Consider the following 24,802-nt stretch of genomic DNA (forward strand, 5'->3'; position numbering starts at 1 on the left):
TAATCAAGACAAGGGCGAGGCCTGCCCAGCCACCGACACTATGAACCACCGTCGATCCCGCAAAATCCACAAACCCCAACTCAGCAAGCCAGCCCGACCCACCAGAGCCGTCTATGCTGGCCCAACTCCAGTGACCCGCGATGGGGTAGAGGCCGCCCGCAACGACGAGGGCAACAAAGAGGTAGGCGCCAAACTTCATCCGCTCCGCGACGATCCCTGAGAGGATCGTCACCGCGGCTCCACAAAACATGACTTGGAACAAGAAGAAGACGGCGAGAAAGGGGGGGGCCTTCGCAAAGTCGAGAGCAAAGAGATCCAATCCGATCCAACCCTGAAAGCTCAGCCCGAACATGAGCCCAAATCCGAGCGCCCAGAACACCAGCGAAGACAGACAAAAGTCCGCGAGATTCTTGATCGCGACGTTGATGCTGTTTTTTGAGCGTGTCATTCCGCTCTCAAGGCACAAAAAGCCACCCTGCATCAGGAAGACGAGCGCACTGGCAAAGATGACCCATAGTAGATCAACCTCTGCCATCAAGCGAACCGCCGGAGATTGCCAATATCAGGGCATGTACTCATCAAACGTTCAGCCGCCCTTCAATCTTTTTTAGCAGTCGCTTAAGATCGACCGGTTTTGTGTCATAGTCGTCGCAGCCAGCGCCAAGGGCCTTTTCACGATCACCAGCCATTGCATGTGCGGTCAGCGCGATAACTGGAATGCTTTTTGTTTCGTCGCTAGCTTTGAGGTGCCGGGCTGCGTCCCAGCCATCCATGACCGGAAGGCTCATGTCCAGCAATATTATGTCGGGGCTTTCCTCTGACGCCATCTCGACACCGCGCTGGCCGTCAAACGCCATCACGACTTCGTAGCCCTTCTTCTTGAGCCTGCGAGACAACATATCCCGGTTCATTTCATTGTCTTCCACCAGAAGTATTTTCGCCATCTTGTCTTTCCTTCTATACCTTCTTTACCTGATCTTCGGCTCGAAGCTTCAGGCTTCGTCTGTTTCCACCGTTGTATCTTCAGTCAGCCGAGCCTCGACGAGTTTGCGCAAATGCATCTCGAGCATCGTATCGAGCTGTTCCTCGGCTTCAAACATATGAAAAGCTCCGATATAGGAGCCGTCTTCGCCAATCAGCCAGCGATCAAGATACCGGGTGAGTTTTTCTATCTGGTCTAGCCTGTCGAGAACAACGTCACGATCCTCGAGCGACAATGTCGGCGCCCCCTGCTTTCGGTAAAGAAGCATCTCCGGAGAGCCTTGTTGTTTAAAACCGTCTAGTGCGTCCTCGAATTCGAATGCCGTGCCAGACTCGTATCGGGTCCCGTCGGGTCTCAGGATCGTATCGGGTAGAGGCGAGCCGATGCGAGACCAAAGAATACCAACGTAGATTTCGGTTTCATGCGGTGGGTGGATCTGAGCTTGGAATGTCTCGGAAGCCAGCATTGGCTCTTCTTCCCAGAGGATGGGGATTAAATAGGCGCGGCCAAAGAATTCTTCGTTGAGGCGTCCAATAACGGTTTTAGCCACCCTACGCTCAGGGATGACGTCACCTGGTGAAGAGATGAATATTCTGAATTGCTTCGAGATGTTCTGACGAAGGCGCACCTTTTCGAGGCATGCGCTGATCCGCGCTTGAAGCAGAACGGGATTGTAAGGCTTGAAGATGTAGTCTTCGGCACCTTGCAGGATACAGTCGACCATCATTCCGATATCGTCAGAAGCAGATAACATGATGACTGGGATGGTACGCAGGCGAGAAGACGCCTTGAGTCGTTGTAGGGTCTCAAGGCCAGACAGGCCCGGCATCATGTAGTCAAGCAGGACGAGGTCAAATCGCTCGGTTTGAAGTAGAACAAGGGCCTCCTCACCACTGGAGACCACCCGTACAGAATAGCCCATGCGTTTAACGCGCCGCCTTAGCAATTCCCGATTTGATGGGTCATCGTCGACCACAAGAAGTTCGCCTCCTTGGCCGATTTGACTCGTGATAATCGAAGTGTTCCGTTCAGTAGAGGATTTGCCTTCTTTCTTTGGAGTAGGTTCTTTTTCGGCGTTTTTTGCGAGCAAACGCTGCGGGATTGCATCTACCAGTCTCAGAGCCCTTCGACCTGCTTCGGAAATGTTTTCCAAGTCAGAGATGAACTCGGCTTTATCGAGATCGGTCGCCTCCTCAAAGATCATCTCCGAGTAACCGGTTATGTGGTTGAGTTGCATCCGAAACTGAAACTGCGCCTCGCTAACATTGATTTCATCGGGCGATGCCGTCGTCGCGCCCAAGAAGTCCTCGATAAGAGCCAGCATTTTGTGGCCTGCATTCTGGATTGCCTGCAGGTCTCCGGAAAATGCCTTTAGAAGATCGGGGGACAGATCTTCCTCGACCATCTCGGCGTAGCCGATGATGTGTCCGACAGGTGTGCGAAGGTCGTGGCGCAACTTTGAAAGTTGTGCCTTGAAATCGCTGCTATCTTCCACTTTCTTCATCATCCGGCTGAAGGCGGTTCATGTTCGCGGTGGTAGCGGTGCGTGCTCCACTGGACCACGTCCATCAGCGAACGTTCGGCCAAATCTGAAATCACATCCTGGGCGTGGATAGGATCGGAAATCGCTCCGAGACGTCGCTCGGCAAGTTCGAACAGCTCTCCCTGATTTGCGTACTGCCAGAGCAACTCACGCGTCGCCATTTTCGTTTGGTAGATTTCCCATATTGCAAGCCAAAGCGGCAAAAGCCCCATGAGGAAGACGACCAGCGTTTTCCCATCAAGATCGCCGATATGGAAATCGTAGAGAGACTTCTTGAAAAAAAGTAGCGACACGGCACCGAGAAACGCAGCAAGAAACAGGAATTTTTTTACTGTTTCGAGACGCTCGTGCTCACCGTGTAACTGGTGATGTTTTCGTGAAAAATAAGCCGCTTGATCCTTGACCCACCTTTCCGATACCGACGCCACTCTTTCTTTTGCGGGCACAGTGCTTTCGTAGGTCAAGGGTTCTGTGCATCGGATTGCATCGCCAATCCATCCAAAGCCTTTAAAACGCTCAATACTGGTCAGCCGAAAAAGACGCCGCGTCTGGCCTGTTGCACCAGTTCCAGACAAAACAAGGAAGAATCGGATGCGGAGTGCCTCGGCCAGCGCGCGGAAAGCTAGGTGACGTCCAAACCATCCGCGCCTTGAGCCGATGCCGAAAAGTATGAAACCTCCCGCGAACAGAGCGACATAAGCGATGAGAAACAGTTTCAGTGCAGCAATCTTCGCATAAAGCAGAAATGTCAGCCCCATCAGGGCTGCCATAAGCCCGAAGAGCTTAAAGAGGCGATTCGATTGACGTTGATTTGCGAGGGCAAGTTGATCCGCACGTATGAAATCCACGTCGATCGTGGGAGCGACTTCTGAGATCTTGATATCATCGGGGGTGGCGATCGGATAAGCGGTCAGATCGGTGCCGGTTGCGGTGTCCCGTTCGAGGGCAAACTGGTCAAACTCGCGCCAGCGCTCCAGTACGAAATCAGGGATATGTGGCAGGCGGCAGATAAGGCCGGTAGCACCAGCTTGTACCAGATAGCTTGTCTGCACTTTGCCCCGCTCAACTTCGCCTGCCCGTCTAGGCGCTTCGATCCAAATCGCGAGGTCGGATCGATCATCGGCTAATCCTGCGTCACCAACTGCTTCGAGTTCGCGAGCCTGCCGTGCTTGTGGTTCTGAACCGGAGAGGTAGCGAACGACGACGTCGGATGATCCACCTGTAAGACCCGTCACCTCTCCATCCCAAAGCGCGACAAGGACATTTGAACGCCTGACCAGGTAATCCATGAGCCGCGCGTAGAGGGCATCACGAGACGTGCCAACTTTGTAATCACTATCCACAGTTCCGGATGGGAGAGGCAACTCCTGAACCGTGACTCGATCGTCATCCAAAAGTCGAATGAGGTCCGAATGTGCTTCGCCGTCGAAGTCAGCCTCGTACATTTCCCTTGGCATCGGAAGAACAGCTCGAACAGACATACCAATCTCAAGGGCAATCTCGGTGGCCAGCGTATCCGCTCCCTCAGCAAGTCCCGTTACGAGTTCGACCGGAAGCGATTTGAATCGTGCGCGAAGTGCTTCGAGTTCTTTGCGGAGGGCGGCGCGTACATCCACCTCGGCGTCCCGATGAATGTCCCTATGCCCTGTCAGGCCAATGGAGAATACAAACCCAGACTTCGTCTTTTCGTCACTCATTGTACTCTGCCTTCTTTTTGACAGCCCAAGCCGGGGCATCCAGTCCGAGTCGCGACGATATGTCGACAAGCGCCTCGCATTCTTTTTCCGATGGGACCCCATGCACGCCCGTCATTCCAGCCGAAATTGCATGGACGATTTGTGGACCTCCCCTAATCTCGCTTGCCCGGTCGAGCATCACGAAGACCGAACCGTTCTTGTCCAGAACGTCATCCGAGGTCGCAAACTCGCGAAAAAGTTCCAGCCCGTGATCAATATTCATATGTCTGAGCAAGTCCGCCTCTGCCATCGTTCGCCGGAGAAACAGTTCTTCATCTTCATCAATATCGCCTCGGCAAGCCGCAATGATTCCGGCACCTGCCATTGTTGCCTTCAAAATATCCTCGTGGCGAACTTTGGATGACATTAGGCTCATGAAATGGTGCAAAGTTGGACGTTCCAATAATTCGTCTACGTTTTGGCGCAGTTCTTCCGAAAGCTTTCGACGCTCTTCAGCATGGTGGGCCGCCAAGAGTTCTTTGCGAGCAACATGCGCATCCTTTTCGCGTTGCTGAGCCCGCGCTGCGAGTGCGTCTTGAAGTTTGCCCCAGATTTCAGGGTGTTCGGATATCAAGCTTCGTAACGCCTCATCGGGCAGGTGTGCGACCGCGGAATATTGTTCCGCCTGCGCCAGGTATTTCCGAGGCGTCGCATCCAAGAAACTTTGTAGACCAAAGATCTCGCCGCTTGTGCAGTCCTCGACCTTTATTTCGTTCATCCCTTCTTTGTTAATGGGCAGATAAAGAGCGACATTTCCGCTAAGGACGAAATAGAGCCCATCCGAGGGCTCACCTGGCTCATAGAAGCACGCCGGTGGGTTTAGCGATTCAACACTAGCCACCGAGGCCAAACCAGATAGTTCTTCTTCAGAGCATTCCGAAAAGATTTCTGATTTCCTGAGTTGTTCAGCGATCTTTTTGTGTCCAAAGTCGGTTTTCCGCCTTTCATCGACTTCCCGCCACTCTTCGCCTGCACCCAGCCAATGACGGTTGATCGCGATGCGCAGCCGGTGCTTCTTCATTGCGCTCCAGATTGCCATGATGACTTCGTTCTGGGCATCCCACCAAGGGTCGTCGCCATCAAAGAAATAGCGTATGCGAATATCAATACCTTCCTTGCTGTACCCAAGCATGTTGAAATCCGGCTTGGGATCGCGGCGCACATACCTGGAATGCTTGAGCTCCTCGGCGATTGCTCGGATCGCAAGCTCCGGAGGCGCAGAAATCTCCAAGGTGAAATGGACAAAGTATTTGAAACGCCCTGTGGGCTCGCTGAAATTAAGGATGGTTCGATCAGCAACGCCACTATTGGGAAAGATATAGAGCGAGTCAGTGTGTGGGTTCTTCACCGAGATCGAACGCCAATTGATCTCGTAGACTTGACCATACACGCCGTCGATCTCAACGTAGTCCCCAATCCGCAACGCCTGTGTGGCGTTGAGTGCCACGCCGGAGAAGACTTCCTTGAGCGTCGATTGCGCTGCGAACCCAAGGACTAGGGCGGCCACACCAGACGTGGCAAGTAGACCCCCAATAGATTCATCGTACACGAAGTGCATCACGAGAAGGATGGCGATCAGATAAATCGTGAGGCCGACTCCTTCCGTGACAATGACAGGAACTTTCCTTTGCCCGTGATCGGAGAGCAGCCCGCCCCAAAGGACGACGCGAACTACGCCGTTCAGAAGGAACGCGACGGAGATAGCAATGGCCGTAAGAGCCATTCTCTCAGTCGGCTCTACGAGGGTTTCAGCTCCGGCAAAGCGAAGCGCAGGGCCGGTCGAAATGTAGAGGACTGTCAGAAATCCGATGATTTCTGCCGATGCCCGGACACGATGAACCCGCCCGGATACGTAAGCCGTCGCGGTTCTCACCAGCAAGAAAGCCGCGCATGCGAGGATGGCAAACATGCCTAGCGCAGGTATGATACTCTGGATTTCCAAAATTTCTCGCCCCCCCCCACCGGCCTGTGCGTCTATTCTTTTTGTTGCATATATAGTGCTTCCCGAGCGAGGGTGAGTCAATGGAAGGCGGATGGATCCATGCCGGTACGCTTTTCGCTCTTGCTGAGATAACTGGTGCCGCTGGCCTTTCGCACCCTTCAGAGTTTCTACCTCACCACCTGATCATGCGCGAAAGCGACCGCGATATGGTAACTGGCGAAGAGGTTTATCCTTATTTGCCGGAAGGATTCCTTTTACGCGACGAGGAAGATAAATTTGGTTATCTTGATCGATGGAAACGATCACGCGCCAACGACTTTGCGCCCTTTGACGTGTGAATTGATCAATCTCGACAGCGCACCATCAACCGCCGGACGTTCTGAAATTTGTGCTATTAGAGACTGGTTCGCATTGGTCTCCCAGCACCGCCACCCACCCCAGTCTCATTCCCTAGAGTATGTATCGCCTCGATTTTCTCCCGTTGTTCCGGGGGTTACCCTTCAGTCATCACACGCAACCAGCGGATCAAAACCGGGCTGAGGCAAATCATCAACAGCACCGGCATCATCAGAGCAGCCATTACAGCTGACATCTTAACCGGCAATTTGTTCGCCTTTTCCTGTGCACGCAGTTCCCGATTCAATCGCATATCCAGAGCGTAACCGGATAAAGCTTCAGAAACGCTCGTGCCGAACCGCATAGATTGCAGAACCACATTTGCAAAAGAAGTCATTTCCTCGACGCCGCTGCGTTCTGCCATATCCATGAAGGCGCGATCTCTGTCCTTACCTGCCTGAATTTCTAGCTGGAGAATTGAGAACTCTTCTGAAATAGGTGTCGATGCATTTTTTAATTCATATGCGACACGCGTCATTGCAGCGTCAAACCCGAGACCGGCTTCTATGGAAACCTGCAGCAGATCGAGCGCATTTGGCATGCCGTGCTCAACGCTTCTCCTGCGTTTTGTGATGCTTGTTTTAACGTAAGCTGTCGGGCCAAAAAAACCTACTAAGCTAAGGCCTGTTAGAATCTGAAAGGACTGCGCCCAGGACAGGTTTGATACGCTGGTCAGAAAGCGATTTGAGATATCAAATTGGTCTGGCACGAAAAGCAATGCGATAAAAAATGACGGCAATAGCAACCCCAGGAGGGTTCGCAGAATGTAGAAATTAAAAACCGCATTCTCACCGTGAATACCTGCCTGACGCAGCCGTTTTGCGACAACTGATCGTTCCTTTTCCGTTTTAGGAACAAGCGCCTTAAGTATCCCTTTTGGGTCATTGTCCTGAACCCGAATGACATTAAAATTCCCACTTTCTGAAGCCGAATTGCCAGCAACGCGCATGCGCCTGCTCTCGGCGCTGGGGGACGCAAGGGCACCGTTAAGCCCCCAGACAACAATCATGATCCCAAGTCCGACCCCGGTCAGCGAAAGCAGCTCGAACGAAACGCCAAAGTTTTCTGATAACTCTATAAAATTGGTGTACATAAGTTCACCCCTTTCGTCAGAACTTGAAATTTACAAGGCGAATAAGAATGATCGCCTGTAAAACAACGAGTGATACAATTGCGATCATGAACGGTGCAAAGAGAGGGTCAGACTGCACATCTCCATAGAACGATGGGGTCGTCACGCTGATGATCCCGAAAATAGCGAAGGGAAGCACAGACAGGATAAAGGCGCTCAATCTGCCTTCTGCTGAGATTGCGTGGATTTTCTTTCGCATTGTTGCACGGTCCCTGATTACCTTTGAGAGAACCTTGAGCACTCGGGCAAGATTTCCGCCCGTTCCGTGCTGGATGCTGACACTAACTGCCAGGTAATTCAGGTCTTCGATTTCATATCGATTTGCCAGATCCTGAAAAGCAGTGGCAACTTCATCGCCGTAACTGACCTGGTCCTGGATCAAGCCAAACTCGGTCCCTATCGGATCGGGCATTTCGCTCGCGACACTGCCGACCGTTACATTGATCGGGTGCCCCACCTGCAAACCGCGTGCCATCAGATCCAGCGCGTCGGGCAATTGTGTCGTAAGTTTTTCAATGCGTTTGGTTCGGATGTGAGAAACGACCATTGCTGGAAACACCAATGCCGAAAATATGGATGTCCCTAGCGCAAACACCGGTGCAAAAAATAGCGTCGTGAAAAAGAAAATCACGGCGCCTAAAGCGAAAAAGGCCAGTCCGAATTTGAGTAGAGAGATTTGAATTCCTGCTTGCCGCAAAAAACGTGAAAAATCTGGAAGTATTTTTAACGTGTGATTGCCACGTGATCGGTCGTCGAGAAACAGATTGAGGACATCACCGCTAGAGGCGCCAGCCTGAAGCATGCGCATACGCCGGTTTCGTGCTTGGGCGCCTTGTTCTTCTCTTGAGAGGAGTTGGCGCAAACCGTCAAAAACAAGAAGCGCCCCAATGAAAATGGCGACATAGGTGAAAAACATTATTTCGGTGGACTCGAAACTAAACATAACTACACCTCATCCCGATGAAAAGTATTGGCATCAAGATCAACACCTGCCGCAACAAGTAACTCTGCGTTTTTTGGACGGAGTCCGGTTGATACAAAATCGCCGAGGATTTCGCCTTCCTCGCCTTTTCCAAGTCGACGGAAAACAAACAGATCCTGCATGGTAATAATATCATTCTCCATTCCGGTGATCTCCGAAATGCTCATAACCCGGCGACGCCCGTCACTCATGCGGCTTAGCTGCACAACGACATGAATCCCGGCGGCAATCTGAGATCTGATCGTCCGGATTGGCAGATCGCTTCCCAGCATCGTGACCATTTGTTCAAGGCGCCCCAAAGCGTCGCGGGCTGTGTTGGCGTGCACTGTGGTCATCGACCCGTCGTGGCCTGTGTTCATCGCCTGCAACATGTCAAAGCATTCGGGGCCACGCACCTCACCAACAATAATCCGGTCTGGACGCATTCGCAGCGCATTTCTAACCAAGTCGCGTTGTGAAATCGCACCCGTGCCTTCGGTGTTGGAAGGCCGTGTTTCAAGCCTCACAACATGGTCCTGCTGCAACTGAAGTTCAGCGGCGTCTTCAATTGTTACAATGCGCTGACTTTCATCGATAAAGGATGACATAGCGTTTAAGAGCGTTGTCTTACCCGACCCGGTCCCACCGGAAATAAGTACGTTAAGCCGTGCCTCTACCAAACCACGTAATACACTCGCGGCCTTTTCGGTAAGCGACCCTTGATCAACCAGACGCTCAAGTGTAAGCGCGTTGCGTGAAAACTTGCGGATAGACAGCGCAGGTCCATCGACAGAGCATGGTCGAATAATCGCATTAACACGGCTGCCGTCTTCAAGGCGCGCATCTACCCATGGCTGAGATTCATCAATTCGCCGTCCGACGTTTGAAACAATTTTGTCAATAATTCTGAGCAGGTGGCGTTCGTTCCGAAACCGTACTGCGGTTTTTTCCAGTATGCCAAAACGCTCAACAAAAACCTGTTCATGCGAATTTACAAGAATATCATTGATGGTTGGATCTGCCAACAAAGGCTCCAACGGGCCAAGCCCCATCACTTCGTAAATCAATTCGTCAACAAGTTCCGTAAATGCCTCTGACCGAATGGGAACACCTTCGTCCTCGAGCAGCCGTGTCACCAGACCGGCAATTTGTCTGCGCAACTCTGATTTTTCGATTTTGTCGATCGCTGAAAGGTTCAACCGCTCAAGTAGCTCATCGTGAAGCCGGCTTTTCAGTTCAAGATGTGCCTGAAGTTTCTCATCAATTTCTGGCATCGAAGCGTTGCCGAAACTTGGCGTATTTGCGCTTGTTTCCAGCTTGATAACGTTTGCGGCGGAGCTTTTTGTACGGGCCTTGAATTCTTTAAACATTATTATTTTGCTCCCCTAACGAATATTGCTTTTGCGACAGGCATTTCGGTCCGCACAGATCGTGCGATCATCTCAAAACCTTTGCCAAGATTGGAACTCGGAGCGATTTCAGAAACCGGTTTTCCGAGGTCGATTGCGCGGCGTGCCAGTTTTGGATTGTACGGCAGCCAGTGTGCGAATTTGCTGTCTAAGGCTGCTTCAGCATCTTTGTGATGAGCTGATTTAACCATTGGTTTCTTTTCGCGGTTTACGACCAGTTCAACAGGAAGCCCGATGTGAATCTCACTGTAAAAGTCTTTCATCCGCCGCGCCTGACGCACACAAGGAACTGATGTATCAGTGACCAGCAGCAACTGATTTGATCGTTGCAGCACAGGTTCAACCCAGTCCACCATAGCGCGAGGAAGGTCGATTATAACGTAATCAAAGTCAGCCTTAAGATGACCAATGATCTTTGTAACAAGAAGTGGGGTTAACGAGTTCAGAGGAACTAAAGCGGCAGGCGCGTTAAGAACTTCCAAACCCGACGGATGCTTTTGCAGCATTCCGTGAATGTAGTTAGCGTCAGGGGTATCGCCGGTTTCAAGCAAGTGCTGAAAACTGCCATTGTCTTCGAGGTCCAGATAGACGTGCGCGTTTCCAAACTGGAGATCAAAATCAATCAGGGCAACACGGTTTCCCTTTGCCTTTTTCAAAAAGCTTTTCTTTCCGGTCAAACAAAGTGCAAGATTTACCGCGAGCGTTGTTGCGCCCACGCCTCCGCGCGTTTGTGATATCGCGATTACATGACCTTCTTCTACCCGATCGGCCTGATCTAGGTTGAGCACCCCATTTTTCCTAAGAGATCCGGTAACAATTTCATTCAAGTCGCTGCCAGTAATCGATTTAGGAAGAACTTCATCAATGCCGATGTTTTGCAACTTACGAGCCTTGACAAGAGAGATGTCATCTTCCGTCAATGCAAGAAAAACCGCTTTTTTCTTATCTCCTGAAAGAATGTGAGAAATTGCTTTGGTTTCTTCCGCGTCGTCTGGATCAGCGTCAAAAATGACGACATCATTCTCTGATGCAAGACGTGTCCCTTTCCCATTCATTTTTGAAAATGTTGCAGCCTCTGTTGTAACATTCATGTTCAGATCAGCGCGAAAGATGTCCGCGATTGATCGCGAAAAATCCGTATTTTCTGATACGACTAGAATGGATTTTTTTTCTTGTTCCATTGGTATCTCCATTGATCTGTTCATCCGGAATCCCCCAAGGCAAGATCTTCGCCTGGCAGGGAAACACCAAAATTCTGATAGGTAATATTCGCACCAAGTTGGCCTGCACTTGCAGCGCCTGCGGCAGTCGCAAGTGTGCCGAGCGGGGACGCAAACTGGAATTGCGGTAAATTTAGATCGACGCTCACCATCGGTGTGTAGGGGCCGCCAAGAAATCCAAGATTAGAATCAAAGCTGTATGAGAACTGAAGGCTCGCGATCGTTGCGTTCGCGGGCAGCAGATTCTGAACCCGGTTCCAGATTTCCAAAGCAGTTGGGTTGGCTGCGTCGCCTTGGCACGTGATTGTCGCGACTGCTTCGCATGTTCCCGATACTGCCTTGCAGGATGTCCCAAAACGCGGTGTTGGCGTGGCTGTCCCGCGTGCGTGCCGTTCAGGAACACCTGGGCAGGCAGGTGGGCGAACAACTGCGGTACGAATAGCGATACCTGCTGCGTTTTCCGCCAATACGACTGAAAAGGCGAGCCGGCCTATGTCAACCACAGTGAAAAACAGGAAGAAGAAGACGGTGACGACCACCGCAAATTCAACCATCACACCGCCGTGCTCGTCACGTACGAGTTGTCCGAGTTGGTTGCGAGAACCGAATATGTTGCTACGGATTCTCATTGCCCGAAAATCCGTGATTGGTCGGTGATCGTCGTGGTCGTTGACGTCAGGCCGCTACCAAAGAGACCAAGAATGCTTCCAAATGGAAACTGGATCGTCATGTTTGCAGTGACAGTGGCTATAGGAGCCGGATTTACCCGGTAGCTTCCTGTGACGCAGGTCAGGCTTGGGGTGACTGAATTTATCGTGATTGTTGATGGGAGAAGGGTTGTTCCACCAATATCCTTTTCCACGATTTGCTTCAGGCTGCCGGCATAGCCAGCTAGTGATCCGCCGGATAGGCAGATATCGACCGGTGCTACGCGTGCAAGGTAACGTCCGGCATCTCTGACGCCCGATATTGCTGTCTGATAACTCCAGAACATACGCGTTGATTCAACGGCAACGGCAAAGAAGAGCAACATAACCGGTAGCACGAGCGAAAACTCTACCAGAATTGCCCCGGTTTCAGCATCGAGAAAGCGCCGAAGCCGACTTGGGAAAATGATAAGTGTGCGTTTACTCATGCCATATCACCTGTAAAGCTGCACAACATCGCGGAAGATTCCGCCCGTACCAGCCGAGCCATAACCGTCACCGCCGGCAGAGCCGAGGATTTCAACCCAAAGATCAAGCGTTGGAGGAGAGGCGCCATCGTCACCAACGGGTTCTGTCAGGAAGAGCTCAAAATACTCTTCAACCGGAACATTTGTTTCTTTGCCGTTGATTGGATTTCCTGCAGCAGCAAGGGCGGCGCAATCGATACCTGCGGCAATAATCACCCGTCGCTCCGGACGCGAAGACATGTTGCTTGAGCATTGTGGGCGGCCGGTTTCTGACAATCCGCTTAGAATGTCGCCTCCAGGCAAGGCGCCTGAATTTCCATAGGCAATTTCGCGCAGGTACAACTCATAACGGGTACCCGAGCCTGCAAACCGGGACCCTACCGGCAGTTGTGGCAGATGGCTATCGCTGCCAACGCCGTCGCCGTCTAAGTCATGATTAACGTCCAAATAACTTTGCTGGTCCCAGACACTGTCACCGACACGCGCATAGGGGCAAGTGCCAGAAGCAAAGCATGTGTCACGTGGGATGGCGATTGTATCAGGAGATGGATTTTCATTTTGACCGATACAGGACCCGCCTTGCGGTACAAGTCCGGAAATAACATTCGGTGCTGGTGGGTAATCCGGATCGTTCTTTTCGCCGTTCATGATTGATTTGTAGATGTCGAAACGCACGTTAAAGATCGCGTCTTCGATGCCCACTTTTTGACCCGGTTCGGTATCTACACCCCGTTGCGTGAAACATTGGGTAACGCCGAGTTCTGCACCAACAAGGCAGGCCAGCAGGTTTACCCCAGACAGGTTTTTACAGGTTGCGCCAAGGTCACTTTTTGTTGGGTCAAGAAAACCAAAGTCACCGGGCCCCCACGCAGCGCCTTGCCCACCACTACGCAGTTGGATCATGGTACCAATGTTGTTGTTCGCCTTGAACCCAGATGATGGCAGGCAGAACATCAGCGGGGTAATGTCACAAGCTTCCTGAGTAAACCCGGCAACGGCTTCGGCTTCTACCAGAGCGTTAACCGCGTTTGTATTGGTGCCAAGAAGGCTGTTCACCACGCGCAGGAAAGTCATCGAAACCGTACTTGGTTGTGCTTCTACTCTGGCGAAAACAGCCAATGCAGGATCAGTCGTAACGTCAGCACCAAGTGCTGCGGTGTCTGATGAAGGGAGATCAGAGTGAAACGTCAAAGTGTAATCCGCTGAACCGGAAAGCACGGTTCCACCACTCCCGAAGGTGCGAGTATCGCTGATAAGTGCGTTTGCTGCACCAGTAGCGCGGGTTATCGCGTCATTCTTCCCATCAAGTTCGCCCGCAGCAGCCAATGCCACGTTATCTGCATAAGACTGTAATTCGCTTTGCGTCGTACCGATACGACCGATGTCGAAAGAAACCGCTACCAATCCGAAAAAGACGACCAGGCCCATCGCCCACAGGATGGCGACCGTTCCGTCTTCCTGCCGAAGAAAGCAAAATATGCTGAAAGGTTTGCGCACTTTGTTTCTCCTCTTTTGTGGGTTTCAGGTCCGTCAAATTTCTGCAGGCGGGTCTTACTTGACTTCTACTTCTTCAGTAGTCGTCCCACGGCGCACCGTTATCGTTGGCGCCCGTTCTCTTTCCTCGACCGGAGATTCCCCGGTGAAAAGATCGCGCAGTTCTATCTGCGCGAGCGGTTCGTCAACAACACCATCAAGCGTCCTGAGCGTTAAGCTCAGAGTTCCGGCTTGCTGCGCCAGTGCCAGTCGCTGACCTTGGTCGGGCGTAACTTCAACAGTGATGGTACGCGCGATTTCAGGTTGGTCGTTTGTTTCTTCGGACTGCTGGTCAATGCCAATCACACGGATATTCTGAAGAACAGTAACAGCACGTAGATCTAGCGCCCTGCCTTGTGTCAGCAAAATATCAACGAAGTCTCCTGGAGTGACAAAACCACCAACTGCGGTCGCGGCATCAACTTCAACCGCCATTGCGCGGGTGTTTTCGCCAAGTTTCTGGACAATCGTTACACGTTCTCCGAACCCGGCAAGTTTTGCGTCGAGCAAAATCTCTCCTTGATACAAATGCCCGGTTGCACGCCGCGGAGAGATACCATCACGTGCAACTACTTTGTCTGCATCCAGAAAAGCGCCACTTGGCACAGCATCGCGCGGCCAGGATTGCGTTGTAATAAGATGCGTTTCAATTGCCTGACCAAAGGCGATATCTGTTCGGGCGACAATGACTTCAACCATATCCGATGGCGCAGCGGCAATCGCCGCACCATTTGAATCTCGCAGGTATTCCTTTGCCATGAACACCGACCCACCAGCGATGGTGACCCCGACAAGCGTGACGATAAGAGATTTGATACGCATAGTTGTCTCCTTTGGATGGGGAACAAATGTTCAGTATTCGATGATAGAACCCGCACCGCTGATCACTGCTAGCGGTGCAGATTGATGGTGTGTTGTCTTAGCAAGTCACGCCAATTGCAGTGCATGCTGTGGTGACGTTCGCTGAAACACCGCCACCCAGGGTGGTCATAGCGGTTACGCCGATAGCGGATACAACAAGCAGGGCTACGCCATACTCGACCATGGATGCGCCTGACTCGTCTTTGCAGAAGCTCTTTACTGTTTCGATAAACTTGATCTTCATAATATAACCCTCCGTTAGGGATTTGTTTTGAGATCAGCCTTGGGCGTCATGCCTCGACTGGATTCGGAAAAGACATCCCCCGAAATCAATTTTAGGTTACTTTGGGAAATTAATGCGGCGCATCCGTCAAAAGACTGAGTAATGCAACATAGAGTAGTTTAGATTTATTTATTAGACACGCTAAGGGAGTGGATTACATCAAACCTAGACGGGAACACATAAGAAAATCGAATCACTTATCCACAGGGTAGATTTACCGTTTGAGGTAAAAATACGGCACGGATTTGGCCATTACTTTAATAAGGCGGAAAAATACGAGTCTCCAGAAAAAGTTAGAATCTGAGTAATCGCGTAATTTTTATTTGTTTTGTTTTAATTACTTAAGGGTCTTTCGGGCTCTGTTTGCTATTCTTGCTGCTTAACAAAGGCGGCAAATTCAGCGTTGGCAAAACCAAACCCCTGCCAAGAGAGTTGGGTCTTAGCAACAATGCTTGGAACAACAAGCTGACTAAAAAAGAAAAGCCCGCACACGATCGGAAGTGATCTTGCAAGGTGAGCCCCTGCCTTTCTGCGCTTGCTTCACGGCCCTCTCCAAAAGAGAGGGCAAATCCCGGGCCTTGCCTGCATTTGCCGCAAACGTTTTGGGCTCTAAGCGGTGATCTGACAGTCGGTCGAGCGCCAAAAGATGCCAACGCCCTTGATTGGCCACTTGGCGAACGGGGCAAACCAGACCCAGCCTACCAATTTCCTGATCTGATCTGAGCTCTAATGCCGAGATCCGTAACCGCTTCTTGCGAAAGAGATGCAGAGTTGGCTGCATTGACGTCGTCCGGAATGAGGCCAATATCACGCAAATGTCGCGAGGAGAGATTTCCAAGCGACTTATTGATGTTTCTGCGCGTACGCATTTCTGCTACTGCCGCTCGGCAACTGCCAATGAGGCGAACAAAGAGTATCCGAAGATACACGCGGCTGGGTTGGTCGAATTGAGTTTGTGTCATTTTGAACCTCCAGTTTACAGAGTTCTGGTTGCTTCTATTTGTGCAGATAGGTTCGCAGAATGTGACTATGGCTGGGTAGTGTAGGGACTGAATTAACTCCGGTACTGTTTCTGAACTAGATCGATTTGCAAAGAAACGTTACCTTGTCCTTAGGAGGAGGGAGGCTGATGCCTAGTAAACGATACGGTGCTATTTGCCCGATTTCGCATGCCTGTAAAGTTGTGGAGCCGCGATGGACAATCCATGTACTGACCGAAATGTGGGCAGGTTCGACGCGGTTTAACGACATCCGCCGAGGAGTCGGCAACATCTCTCCGGGGCTACTGTCAAAACGACTGAAGGAGTTGGAAGTTGCTGGTATGGTGGATCGCGTCGAGAACAAGGCGACCGGAACAGTAGATTATTTTCGCACACAAAAAGCGATTGATCTGGAACCCGCGCTGAATGCGTTAGGGGTCTGGGCACAACAAAATATCGCTGCCGAAATCGCCCTTTGTGACACAGACGTATCTGCGCTGATGTGGAAGCTACGCCGAGAAATTCATACAGAGAAATTTCCGGCACAGCGTGTCATTTTTCAGTTTCACTTTAATGATGAGAACTTGGCACGCGATACATTTTGGATAGTGTTCTATCCCGGCGGAGAGCGTGATCTTTGCGTCACAAAACCAAGTTATGACATCAATCTTTATATAGAAACCGACCTTGTCTCCTTGGGAGGTATACTGACGGGGCGGACGAACATCGGACGCGAACTTGAAAATGGCTCTTTGTTTCTCAGCGGAGACACAAGGTTGGCGCAGACGATGAACCAATGGCTCCCATTTTCTTACTATATTGACGTTGAAGGGATAGTGCCGCTTCGCGCTAATAATGGGCCCCATGCAGAACGCTTCAGCGATAAACAAGAAAACGTCTGTATGACCGAGTGAATGTCACTTCGGGCCTGCTTATTTACGTCTATTCACGGTTTGGAGTGGAGCGTGAATTTATCAAATGTGCAGCTGAGCAACGGAGAGCTTCCGCGCGCGGAAGCCGAATTTTCTGGGGCAAAGTACCTCCGGGTACATTCTCAATCAGGCAAATTCTAGAGAGCAGTCGTGATTGGCACCTAATAAGGAAGGAAGATTTATGGGACATTTTGTCAAAACCATATTTGCGGTAATCGCAACATCGACAGTTTCTTTTGCATATGCAGGAACGGCCGAAGACATTGCTGCGCGCGTTGAAACATTTGAAGCGGCGTTCAACAGCGGTGATGCTGCTGCTGTTGCGTCGCACTATACGACCGACTCCGCACTTCTTGCTCCTGATACAGCCCGCATCGATGGGCGCGAAGCCATTCAAGGATTGTGGCAAGCTTATGTAGATGCCGGAGTGGTTGACCTGAAGTTGACGACAGTTGATCTTGATGATTTAGGCGGTATTGCAAATGAAATAGGCACATACACCCTCACAGCGCCCGATGGTAACGGTGGAATGGTCCAAGCAGGAGGAAAATACATTGTTGTCTGGAAAGCGGATGACAGCGGTGTTTGGCATCTGCATTGGGATATCTGGAACAGCACTCCTTAAGCTTAGCATATAAGGCGTTTTTAGTTGGCAATTTCAACCGTTTGGTCACGGTCGGCCATTGGTTGAAATGTCAGACGGCAAAGGGGACGTTCTTTGCCATCAAGTGAATGGCGGCTTTAGGCGTGCGTTCTGGATTTCTGAGGGTCGTAAACCAGGCTTTGAACAACGACCGCTGTGGTGTCGACCCCCTCGCCAGAAATTTGGAGAACAGTTACCTGCTCAAACTCGCAAGGACACTTTGATCATCCCTGATCCGAATGTCAGGGTGCAGGCCGTTGTTGATGGCCAGGGCATTGCATTAAATGATGCGATGGTTGTGCGTGAACTCGAGGACGGGTAACTGGTCCGCCTCTCGGATGTCGAACTTACTTCTACGGCTGTTTTCTGGCCAGACCGCGCTCTGTAAATCGCACCAAAAGAGTTGATGCCCTTATCAATTGGCTGCAGCATTTGTGAGGCTTTTGCTTTCACGTCTGATTGGCCCCAGACGCCGAAAGCCTACATACGTTGCAAAGAAGAATTCGGTCAACTTGGCTCAGAGCAGAAATTCGCTGCAATCTGATCAAACGACCGCCATGCGGAACGAACCCGCCGTTTCATTGCGGCCAGGCAGCGACAGAGTTTAGTTCAATGATCAAAACCCACGCACGTGGAAACGACAACCAAGTGGTTTCTCAACATGGCCGTAGGCGAAGTGGTTCAAGAATGAAGAAAACTGAATGGTCTGCCGTCCCAGCCAACTCTAAGCCAGCCCCGTTTTGCCAGATTCTTCCAATGCAGACGAGGCCAAGTGTATGCCCAAAACTGGCGTACTGCGCTCAGCCTCCGGGACCACGCCTAATCGAATACCAGAAGTACCCGCCAACGAATACAACGATAGCAAACCCAACTAGGATAGGAACAGGATAGTGTATACGTATGCCCCACAGGATTACGTAGACGCCACCGCCAAAGACACACAGAAAAACGACATTTCCGAACAGCCAACCCAGCCATTCACTAGCTTCGTAGCCAGCCCTCTTCGAAATAAGGCTACCGATCAAAGCGGCAACTAACAATACAGCAATCGCTGCTAGCGCGATCAACAAAGCTTCCATAATTCGAAACTACATACAATTGACGGTCAAGGAAACAGTGTTCGACACGTATGTATGCGGCGCAGAATTGGTAAGATTGGGCTCACAACAGTCGTTCTCTGCGTGATCATCCAATGACTGTAGCGCGGGACAAGGTTACCACTCACTAGCGACGGACGGTCGGCTGGATTTTTTTCTTATAGCGGAAAAGGATACACCAAGTTTTCTTAGTCAGTTCAGGCCCAAGAAATTCAGGAACATCTTGAATGTCGGGCTTTCTGCCCGAGCATTTGGAAAAACGCAGGCATAATCCTTTTTCATTGGAAGGTTTATTGCGGAAGGTGAGACCAATGAACCGGAGCTGATGTCAGAACTGACAAGAATGGAGGGGATAAGGGCGACCCCGGCTTCTTGTCTTGCTGCTGATACTGCAAGTGACAAATCGCTGACGATTAAACCCGGGTCGGAAGGATCTGAAGTCCTGTTTCCGGCCTTAAGTCGCCAATCCGACCAGTGAGGTTCGCTCGAAAAACTTGGACCCCATTTATTATGAATTAATTTAGCATCGGGAACGTTGACCAGCAATCCCTCTGGGTCCGAATACTGTTCCCAGAAGGCCGGTGCGCAGACCGGAATTGCGATACCACTGAACAAGGGAATTTGGCGGTATTCCGTGTAAAATGTTGAGCCATATGTAAGACGCAAATCGACAGCTTCCCGCTCGAAATCAATAGGATCTTCCTGAACCCGGATATCCAGAGAGACCCCAGTTTGCTCACTGAAGCGCAGCGCTTTTGGAAGCAACCATAACTCTGACAATGCTGGAAGTGTACTGACGACCAGTTGCCGGGTACGCTTGTTTCTGCGCACGATCTGGGCGGCTTCTGAAAGCTCACCAAAAGCGCGCGCAAGCTTTGGATAAATCTCCTCTCCAGCATCTGTCAGGGAAATACGGTTCCCCTTGCGAACAAAAAGTTTCTTGCCCAGATGGTCTTCGAGACTTTTTACCTGAAGGCTTACGGCAGCAGAACTGACGCCCAGTTCCTGTCCAGCCAACACGAAACTTCCGCAACGCGCAGCGACCTCGAAAGCTCTTAGTCCATTCAGAGAAGGGAGAATATGCATGGAGATCCTAGTTTTTCTTATGCTACCTAATAATTGAACTGGTTGTGATCGTCCAGCATTTGCGTTCAATTAGGGGCAATGGAGGACCCATGATGAATCATCTGCTTGATCTCGAAAAATACCCGCTGGACCGCCCGGACAGCCCAGAATACGTCGCAATGGTTAAAAAATGCCGGGCCGATCTTGCTTCCAAAGGCATGTTCAACTTGCCGGGTTTTTTCAAACCGGGTGTGGCTCAGGCCGCCGCGGACATGGCAAAACCCGCAATGAATACGGCCTCGTTTAGACATGCGCGGCGCCATAATGTCTACTTTAAGGATGCAATGCCCGGAGTTGATGACAACCACCCCGCAATGGTCAAGTCCGACACCATCAATCACACACTCTGTGCAGATCAACTGAACGGCAATCCGGTGATTGATGTTTACGAGTGGGAACCCCTTGCCGATTTCTTGGCCGCAACGATGGGCAAGGGCAAGTTGTACCCGATGGATGACAAAATGGCATGCGTGAACATGCAGGCGACACGTGCAGGCGAAGGGTTGAATTGGCACTTCGACCGTTCAGAGTTCACCACGACAATCCTGCTGCAGGCCCCTGAAACGGGTGGCCAGCTTGAATATCGCAAAGACCTGCGAACTGCAGATGACCAGAATTACGACGGGGTTGCCGCTGTGCTGGCTGGGAAAGATCCGGAAATCAAGCAAATCATGCCCGAACCGGGTGCCTTGAACGTGTTTCGCGGTGTCAACACTCCACATCGCGTTGTTCCGGTAGAAGGACGGAAGGATCGTGTGATTGCCATCTTTTGCTACTATGAACAGCCCGGTGTTGCTTTCACAGCTGATGAGCAGATGGGATTTTACGGGCGAACCGTAGCCTAGAGTAACCATGCTTTTTCCGAAGGCACCTCTGGAATGATTCCCTTCTAAACTTTCGGCGCTTTCGCAATCGTTTGCTTATGACATGCATTTCCATATCGGGGCGCAGAATGACCCAGACGCAGAACGCCTTTAAAGACGACCGAAAACTGACCTATCTGAATAGTGAAGGGTCGGAAGCCTTTGATCAGCCCGGTCAGTCAGATCACATTGGACAAAGCCAGGGCCTATCGTCTGGGGCGGTTTCGCGAACAGATTGAATTGCACGATGTGGCGGGCCTTCTGCTCTACGATCCGATTAACATCCGCTATGCGTTCGACAGTTCTAACATGCAGGTCTGGACCAGCCACAACCCGGTACGCTACGCGATGATCCTGGCCAATGGCCCGGCGATCCTGTGGGAATTTAAAGGGTGTGAGCACCTGAATGGCGGGCTTCCTGGCATTGATGAAATCCGCACGGCCGTATCCTGGATGTTCATGACGAAGGGCGACAAGGCCGTTGAAGGGGTTGAAACCTGGGCCGATGAAATTGCCGATCTTATGCTCCAGCACGGTGGCGGTAATAAACGCATTGCCGTCGACAAACTGGGCGGCCCGGGCCTGCATGCATTGGAAACACGCGGTTTCACCTATGTTGAAGGAACCGAGCTGACCGAACGCGCCAGATCGATCAAGTCACCCGAAGAAATTGAGCTGATGCGCTGGACGATCCAGGTCTGCGAGGCGGGGATGGCGAGGATCTATGAACACTCAGTCCCCGGTGCGACCGAGCGTGAGCTTTGGGCGCATCTTCATTTCGAAAATGCACGGTCTGGCGGAGACTGGCTGGAGACCAAGTTGCTGACTTGCGGGCCAAACACCAACCCATGGTACATGGAATGCTCGAATCGAGCGTGTCGCGAAGGCGAGATGATCTCATTTGATACGGATATGACAGGCCCTTACGGTTATTGCGCCGACCTCTCCCGCAGTTGGATCTGTGGCTATAGGCCGATGACCAACAATCAGCGGCGGGTTTACGGCACTGCGCTTGACCAGATCAATCACAATCTTGATATTCTGAAACCAAGCTTGAGCTTTGCTGAGTTCAACGAAAAGAGCTGGCGCATCCCGATCAGCACGTCGACTATCGCTATTCAGTGGCCGCCCACGGCGTCGGCATGGCGGATGAATGGCCTGTCATTCCGCTTCACGTTGATTTCGATGAGAGTGCAATGTCGGGCCGGGTTGAACAAGGCATGGTCATCTGTGTCGAAAGCCTTGTCGCGGAACAAGGCTCTGAAAGCGTCAAGCTTGAAACGCAGGTTCTGGTAACGGAAACCGGCACCGAGCGGCTGGACAATTTTCCTTGGGAAGACGTTTGATCTCTCCTCAAAACGCTGGTTGAGTGGCACGTGGTCGCTGAATGGTAACGATCATCAGCAACAACAACAACGCTGGAATGAAAAATATCTCTTTTGCCATTCGGTCATTTTCTATCGCTACCGCTTCGATCTGGGCTGGTTCTTCACCGTAAAAATCATAGTCATTCGCCAGGATGTCATAGTAGGGCGTTCCGGGGAAGGGTTCGTCCAGCGTCAAAATACCGTTGTCTTCGACTACGGAGAGTCCAACCGCTTCCAACCGCTCAGCTCCAGTCCCCTCTGCGTCGGGGGTAAAGCTGACCGTTGTAGATCCAACAACGCTGGTGTCAAAGTCAGGAGCCGAAATTCGCAAACGTGCCGAAGAGCCCACAGGCAATGCTTCTAGCGCAGTGAGTGCTTCTGAACCCGTCTTTTCAGTATACTTGTCTTGCCATTGATCAAGGAAGAAATCGGGGCGGAACAGCATAAATACGACCAATAGCATGACCGCACCTTCCCACTTTCGGGATTTGGCGATGAAGTAGCCTTGGGTCACTGCCGCGAATACCAGCATCGCGACGAGTGAGACAAAGAAAACCATGACCGCTTTTGCCGGTCCAACATTGATTAACAAAAGGTCAGTGTTGAAAATGAACATGAATGGCAGAAGGGCCGTACGAATGTCATAGCTGAATCCAACAAGACCTGTCTTGATCGGATCCCCGCGCGATATCGCTGCTGCAGCGTAAGCGGCAAGACCAACAGGTGGCGTATCATCTGCAAGAATGCCGAAGTAGAAGACGAACATATGCACAGCGATAAGTGGTACAATCAAACCTGATTGTGCGCCCACGGATACGATCACTGGTGCCATTAGTGACGACACAACGATGTAGTTGGCAGTAGTGGGAAGTCCCATTCCAAGGATCAAAGACAAGACTGCAACCAGTACCAAGAGAATAATCAGGTTCCCGCCCGAGATGACCTCGATCACTTGTCCGATGATCTGATGTGCACCAGTGAGCGAGATCGTCCCAACAATGATGCCGGCTGCGCCTGTTGCGACGCCTATTCCGATCATATTCCTTGCGCCGCCTTCGAGACCCGCCACAAATTCGCGGAAGCCTTCCATAAATTGGTTTACCAAATCAGACTCACCTCGAAATACCGCCTTTATGGGGCGGTGCGTCAAAGCGACAATGATCATGGTAACAGTCGCCCAGAATGCTGACAGGGCAGGCGAAAGCCGATCAAGGTATTCGGTGCGAACCATCAAGTTCCAAACCAGAACGAAGATCGGGAGCGCAAAATAGGCACCACCCAGAAATGTAGGCGTCAGACGTGGTGCTGACACAGCTTTCGCATTTGGATCATCGACCTCAATGTCTGGAAATTTGGAAGCAACGTAAAGCAGACCCAGATAGGCAAGAGCGAGCAACGCAAGCGCGGGGTACACGGTGGCTCCGGGCATCATGGGTTCCAACATGGCACGGAAACCAACAACCAGAAATGTGATCGCGGCCATGCCAAGGAATCCCGTTATGAACAATATCAGAATCATCAGAACGCCAATTTGACGTCCTGGTTTCTTTAAACCTTCAAGGCCCATCTTTAGGCTTTCCAGATGCACGATGTATAACAGTGCGATGTAGGAAATTATTGCTGGCAGGAAGGCGTGCTTGACGACTTCGATGTAGGGAATATTCACGTACTCGACCATCAAGAACGCTGCTGCACCCATAACAGGCGGTGTTAATTGCCCGTTGGTCGATGATGCGACCTCGACAGCGCCGGCCTTTTCAGGCGAGAATCCGATCCGCTTCATCAGAGGGATCGTGAACGTCCCGGTCGTTACGGTATTTGCGATGGATGAGCCAGATATCATTCCGGTCATCATAGAAGACAATACAGCAGCCTTTGCCGGACCGCCGCGAAGCGCACCAAGCAATGATATGGCAACCTTGATGAACCAGTTGCCGCCGCCGGCTTTTTCCAAAAACGCACCGAACAACACGAAAAGGAAGATCATCGATGTTGAGACGCCTAAGGCGACACCAAAGACGCCCTCGGTTTGCATCCAATAGTGCCCCATCGCTTTACTGAATGACGAACCGCCATAGTTTGTAATGCTTCCTATCCATTCAGAATAACCACCAAAGAAAGCTAGCGCGAGGAACAGAGAGCCAATGATGACAAGTGGCAACCCAAGCGAACGAAAAACAGCAACCATCAGGGCAGCCATCCCGATACCAGACATTACAATGTCAGAGGTCGACCAAAGACCAGGTCGGTCAGCGATCTGAAACCGAAAAACAACAAGGTACAGGCACGCCGCAGAACCAAGCGCCACTAAAACCCAATCATACCAAGGCACCTTGTTTCGATGGCCAAAAATCGGAAATGCCAAAGTCGCCAGTACAAGAGCAAAAGCAAGGTGCACGTAGCGCGCTTGTGCTACGATATTTGCCATCATGCTGATGCCTGTTGCTTGGGCCAGAACACCCGGCAATTTCGACGCGATGTAGAGCTGAAACAACGACCATATGATGCAAAGACTAAAGATCAATTTTGTTACGAAGGGACCTGCGTTACGCGCGCCGGTGTCGGCTTCGGCCACCATATCTTCTGCGGTTCTGGTTGCACTATCGGTCATTCACTAACCCCC

Annotated in this window: 22 protein-coding genes and 1 pseudogene; 6 read left to right on the forward strand and 17 right to left on the reverse strand. The window is 51.3% G+C overall.

The window, feature by feature from the left end; all coding sequences use genetic code 11:
- The 5 genes and pseudogenes from MWU63_RS17980 to MWU63_RS18000 all read right to left on the reverse strand — a co-directional run.
- Positions 1-535: pseudogene (locus MWU63_RS17980) on the reverse strand (ammonium transporter); the annotation flags it as partial.
- A 43-nt stretch (positions 536-578) separates the two neighbouring features.
- Complete coding sequence (locus MWU63_RS17985; protein ID WP_247079154.1) at positions 579-944, reverse strand: response regulator; 366 nt, start codon at positions 942-944, stop codon at positions 579-581.
- Positions 945-992: 48 nt separating this feature from the next.
- Positions 993-2,477 (reverse strand): response regulator, encoded by a 1,485-nt coding sequence (locus MWU63_RS17990; protein ID WP_247079157.1) that lies wholly within the window; start codon positions 2,475-2,477, stop codon positions 993-995.
- A gap of 8 nt (positions 2,478-2,485) precedes the next feature.
- Complete coding sequence (locus MWU63_RS17995; protein ID WP_247079162.1) at positions 2,486-4,222, reverse strand: hypothetical protein; 1,737 nt, start codon at positions 4,220-4,222, stop codon at positions 2,486-2,488.
- Positions 4,215-6,203, reverse strand: coding sequence for a mechanosensitive ion channel family protein (locus MWU63_RS18000; RefSeq protein WP_247079165.1), 1,989 nt, complete (start codon positions 6,201-6,203; stop codon positions 4,215-4,217). Before MWU63_RS18000 ends, MWU63_RS17995 begins: the two co-directional genes overlap by 8 nt.
- An 80-nt stretch (positions 6,204-6,283) precedes the next feature.
- Between MWU63_RS18000 and MWU63_RS18005 the strand changes: the two genes are divergently transcribed.
- Positions 6,284-6,541, forward strand: a complete 258-nt coding sequence (locus MWU63_RS18005) for a hypothetical protein (RefSeq protein ID WP_247079168.1) — start codon at positions 6,284-6,286, stop codon at positions 6,539-6,541.
- 155 nt (positions 6,542-6,696) lie between these two features.
- Here the strand turns inward: MWU63_RS18005 and MWU63_RS18010 are convergent, their stop codons facing one another.
- The 9 genes from MWU63_RS18010 to MWU63_RS18050 all read right to left on the reverse strand — a co-directional run bounded on the left by MWU63_RS18010 (position 6,697) and on the right by MWU63_RS18050 (position 15,133).
- Entirely contained in the window at positions 6,697-7,692 is a 996-nt protein-coding gene (locus MWU63_RS18010; protein ID WP_247079171.1) for a type II secretion system F family protein, read from the reverse strand.
- A 16-nt stretch (positions 7,693-7,708) separates the two neighbouring features.
- Complete coding sequence (locus MWU63_RS18015; protein ID WP_247079174.1) at positions 7,709-8,674, reverse strand: type II secretion system F family protein; 966 nt, start codon at positions 8,672-8,674, stop codon at positions 7,709-7,711.
- A 2-nt stretch (positions 8,675-8,676) separates the two neighbouring features.
- Positions 8,677-10,062: a CpaF family protein gene (locus tag MWU63_RS18020; RefSeq protein WP_247079176.1), complete on the reverse strand. Its 1,386-nt coding sequence runs from the start codon at positions 10,060-10,062 to the stop codon at positions 8,677-8,679.
- A 2-nt stretch (positions 10,063-10,064) separates the two neighbouring features.
- Positions 10,065-11,282, reverse strand: a complete 1,218-nt coding sequence (locus MWU63_RS18025; protein ID WP_247079179.1) for an AAA family ATPase — start codon at positions 11,280-11,282, stop codon at positions 10,065-10,067.
- 20 nt (positions 11,283-11,302) lie between these two features.
- A complete protein-coding gene (locus MWU63_RS18030; RefSeq protein ID WP_247079181.1) occupies positions 11,303-11,950 on the reverse strand; it encodes a TadE/TadG family type IV pilus assembly protein in 648 nt (215 codons plus the stop codon).
- Positions 11,947-12,456, reverse strand: a complete 510-nt coding sequence (locus MWU63_RS18035; RefSeq protein ID WP_247079183.1) for a TadE/TadG family type IV pilus assembly protein — start codon at positions 12,454-12,456, stop codon at positions 11,947-11,949. The genes MWU63_RS18030 and MWU63_RS18035 overlap by 4 nt, the downstream gene beginning before the upstream one ends.
- 6 nt (positions 12,457-12,462) lie before the next feature.
- Positions 12,463-13,992, reverse strand: a complete 1,530-nt coding sequence (locus MWU63_RS18040) for a TadE/TadG family type IV pilus assembly protein (protein WP_247079185.1) — start codon at positions 13,990-13,992, stop codon at positions 12,463-12,465.
- A 54-nt stretch (positions 13,993-14,046) separates the two neighbouring features.
- Positions 14,047-14,850: a Flp pilus assembly protein CpaB gene (gene cpaB, locus MWU63_RS18045; protein ID WP_247079187.1), complete on the reverse strand. Its 804-nt coding sequence runs from the start codon at positions 14,848-14,850 to the stop codon at positions 14,047-14,049.
- Between the two features lie 97 nt (positions 14,851-14,947).
- Positions 14,948-15,133, reverse strand: coding sequence for a Flp family type IVb pilin (locus MWU63_RS18050; RefSeq protein ID WP_247079189.1), 186 nt, complete (start codon positions 15,131-15,133; stop codon positions 14,948-14,950).
- Between the two features lie 1,168 nt (positions 15,134-16,301).
- Here MWU63_RS18050 and MWU63_RS18055 point away from each other — a divergent pair.
- From MWU63_RS18055 to MWU63_RS18065, 3 genes are all read left to right on the forward strand, one after another.
- Entirely contained in the window at positions 16,302-17,066 is a 765-nt protein-coding gene (locus MWU63_RS18055; RefSeq protein WP_213889071.1) for a helix-turn-helix domain-containing protein, read from the forward strand.
- A gap of 199 nt (positions 17,067-17,265) precedes the next feature.
- Positions 17,266-17,709, forward strand: a complete 444-nt coding sequence (locus MWU63_RS18060) for a DUF4440 domain-containing protein (protein WP_213889067.1) — start codon at positions 17,266-17,268, stop codon at positions 17,707-17,709.
- A 67-nt stretch (positions 17,710-17,776) separates the two neighbouring features.
- Positions 17,777-18,049 carry a hypothetical protein gene (locus MWU63_RS18065; protein WP_213889065.1) on the forward strand — a complete coding sequence of 91 codons (273 nt, stop codon included), beginning with the start codon at positions 17,777-17,779 and terminating at the stop codon, positions 18,047-18,049.
- 478 nt (positions 18,050-18,527) lie between these two features.
- On the opposite strand, the gene MWU63_RS18070 is transcribed toward MWU63_RS18065, so the two are convergent.
- Both MWU63_RS18070 and MWU63_RS18075 read right to left on the reverse strand, forming a co-directional pair.
- Positions 18,528-18,794 carry a hypothetical protein gene (locus MWU63_RS18070; RefSeq protein WP_213889064.1) on the reverse strand — a complete coding sequence of 89 codons (267 nt, stop codon included), beginning with the start codon at positions 18,792-18,794 and terminating at the stop codon, positions 18,528-18,530.
- A gap of 222 nt (positions 18,795-19,016) precedes the next feature.
- Positions 19,017-19,910, reverse strand: a complete 894-nt coding sequence (locus MWU63_RS18075; RefSeq protein ID WP_247079192.1) for a LysR family transcriptional regulator — start codon at positions 19,908-19,910, stop codon at positions 19,017-19,019.
- Between the two features lie 89 nt (positions 19,911-19,999).
- Between MWU63_RS18075 and MWU63_RS18080 the strand changes: the two genes are divergently transcribed.
- Positions 20,000-20,794, forward strand: a complete 795-nt coding sequence (locus MWU63_RS18080; protein WP_246531690.1) for a 2OG-Fe(II) oxygenase — start codon at positions 20,000-20,002, stop codon at positions 20,792-20,794.
- Between the two features lie 180 nt (positions 20,795-20,974).
- Positions 20,975-22,108 carry a M24 family metallopeptidase gene (locus MWU63_RS18085; protein ID WP_247079200.1) on the forward strand — a complete coding sequence of 378 codons (1,134 nt, stop codon included), beginning with the start codon at positions 20,975-20,977 and terminating at the stop codon, positions 22,106-22,108.
- A 57-nt stretch (positions 22,109-22,165) separates the two neighbouring features.
- Here MWU63_RS18085 and MWU63_RS18090 read toward each other — a convergent pair whose 3' ends face one another.
- Positions 22,166-24,790: a TRAP transporter permease gene (locus tag MWU63_RS18090; protein WP_213889059.1), complete on the reverse strand. Its 2,625-nt coding sequence runs from the start codon at positions 24,788-24,790 to the stop codon at positions 22,166-22,168.
- Between the last annotated feature and the right edge of the window lie 12 nt (positions 24,791-24,802).

This window comes from Pseudohalocynthiibacter sp. F2068 (genome assembly GCF_023015645.1).
GTDB lineage: Bacteria > Pseudomonadota > Alphaproteobacteria > Rhodobacterales > Rhodobacteraceae > Pseudohalocynthiibacter > Pseudohalocynthiibacter aestuariivivens.

What these genes read in the sequence shown, in the direction of transcription:
- MWU63_RS17985 (WP_247079154.1), bottom strand. Translation starts at nt 944, where the DNA reads ATGGCGAAAATACTTCTGGTGGAAGACAATGAAATGAACCGGGATATG.
- MWU63_RS17995 (WP_247079162.1), bottom strand. Translation starts at nt 4,222, where the DNA reads ATGAGTGACGAAAAGACGAAGTCTGGGTTTGTATTCTCCATTGGCCTG.
- MWU63_RS18005 (WP_247079168.1), top strand. Translation starts at nt 6,284, where the DNA reads ATGGAAGGCGGATGGATCCATGCCGGTACGCTTTTCGCTCTTGCTGAG.
- MWU63_RS18010 (WP_247079171.1), bottom strand. Translation starts at nt 7,692, where the DNA reads ATGTACACCAATTTTATAGAGTTATCAGAAAACTTTGGCGTTTCGTTC.
- MWU63_RS18015 (WP_247079174.1), bottom strand. Translation starts at nt 8,674, where the DNA reads ATGTTTAGTTTCGAGTCCACCGAAATAATGTTTTTCACCTATGTCGCC.
- MWU63_RS18020 (WP_247079176.1), bottom strand. Translation starts at nt 10,062, where the DNA reads ATGTTTAAAGAATTCAAGGCCCGTACAAAAAGCTCCGCCGCAAACGTT.
- MWU63_RS18025 (WP_247079179.1), bottom strand. Translation starts at nt 11,282, where the DNA reads ATGGAACAAGAAAAAAAATCCATTCTAGTCGTATCAGAAAATACGGAT.
- MWU63_RS18030 (WP_247079181.1), bottom strand. Translation starts at nt 11,950, where the DNA reads ATGAGAATCCGTAGCAACATATTCGGTTCTCGCAACCAACTCGGACAA.
- MWU63_RS18035 (WP_247079183.1), bottom strand. Translation starts at nt 12,456, where the DNA reads ATGAGTAAACGCACACTTATCATTTTCCCAAGTCGGCTTCGGCGCTTT.
- cpaB (WP_247079187.1), bottom strand. Translation starts at nt 14,850, where the DNA reads ATGCGTATCAAATCTCTTATCGTCACGCTTGTCGGGGTCACCATCGCT.
- MWU63_RS18050 (WP_247079189.1), bottom strand. Translation starts at nt 15,133, where the DNA reads ATGAAGATCAAGTTTATCGAAACAGTAAAGAGCTTCTGCAAAGACGAG.
- MWU63_RS18055 (WP_213889071.1), top strand. Translation starts at nt 16,302, where the DNA reads ATGCCTAGTAAACGATACGGTGCTATTTGCCCGATTTCGCATGCCTGT.
- MWU63_RS18060 (WP_213889067.1), top strand. Translation starts at nt 17,266, where the DNA reads ATGGGACATTTTGTCAAAACCATATTTGCGGTAATCGCAACATCGACA.
- MWU63_RS18065 (WP_213889065.1), top strand. Translation starts at nt 17,777, where the DNA reads ATGTCAGACGGCAAAGGGGACGTTCTTTGCCATCAAGTGAATGGCGGC.
- MWU63_RS18075 (WP_247079192.1), bottom strand. Translation starts at nt 19,910, where the DNA reads ATGCATATTCTCCCTTCTCTGAATGGACTAAGAGCTTTCGAGGTCGCT.
- MWU63_RS18080 (WP_246531690.1), top strand. Translation starts at nt 20,000, where the DNA reads ATGATGAATCATCTGCTTGATCTCGAAAAATACCCGCTGGACCGCCCG.
- MWU63_RS18090 (WP_213889059.1), bottom strand. Translation starts at nt 24,790, where the DNA reads ATGACCGATAGTGCAACCAGAACCGCAGAAGATATGGTGGCCGAAGCC.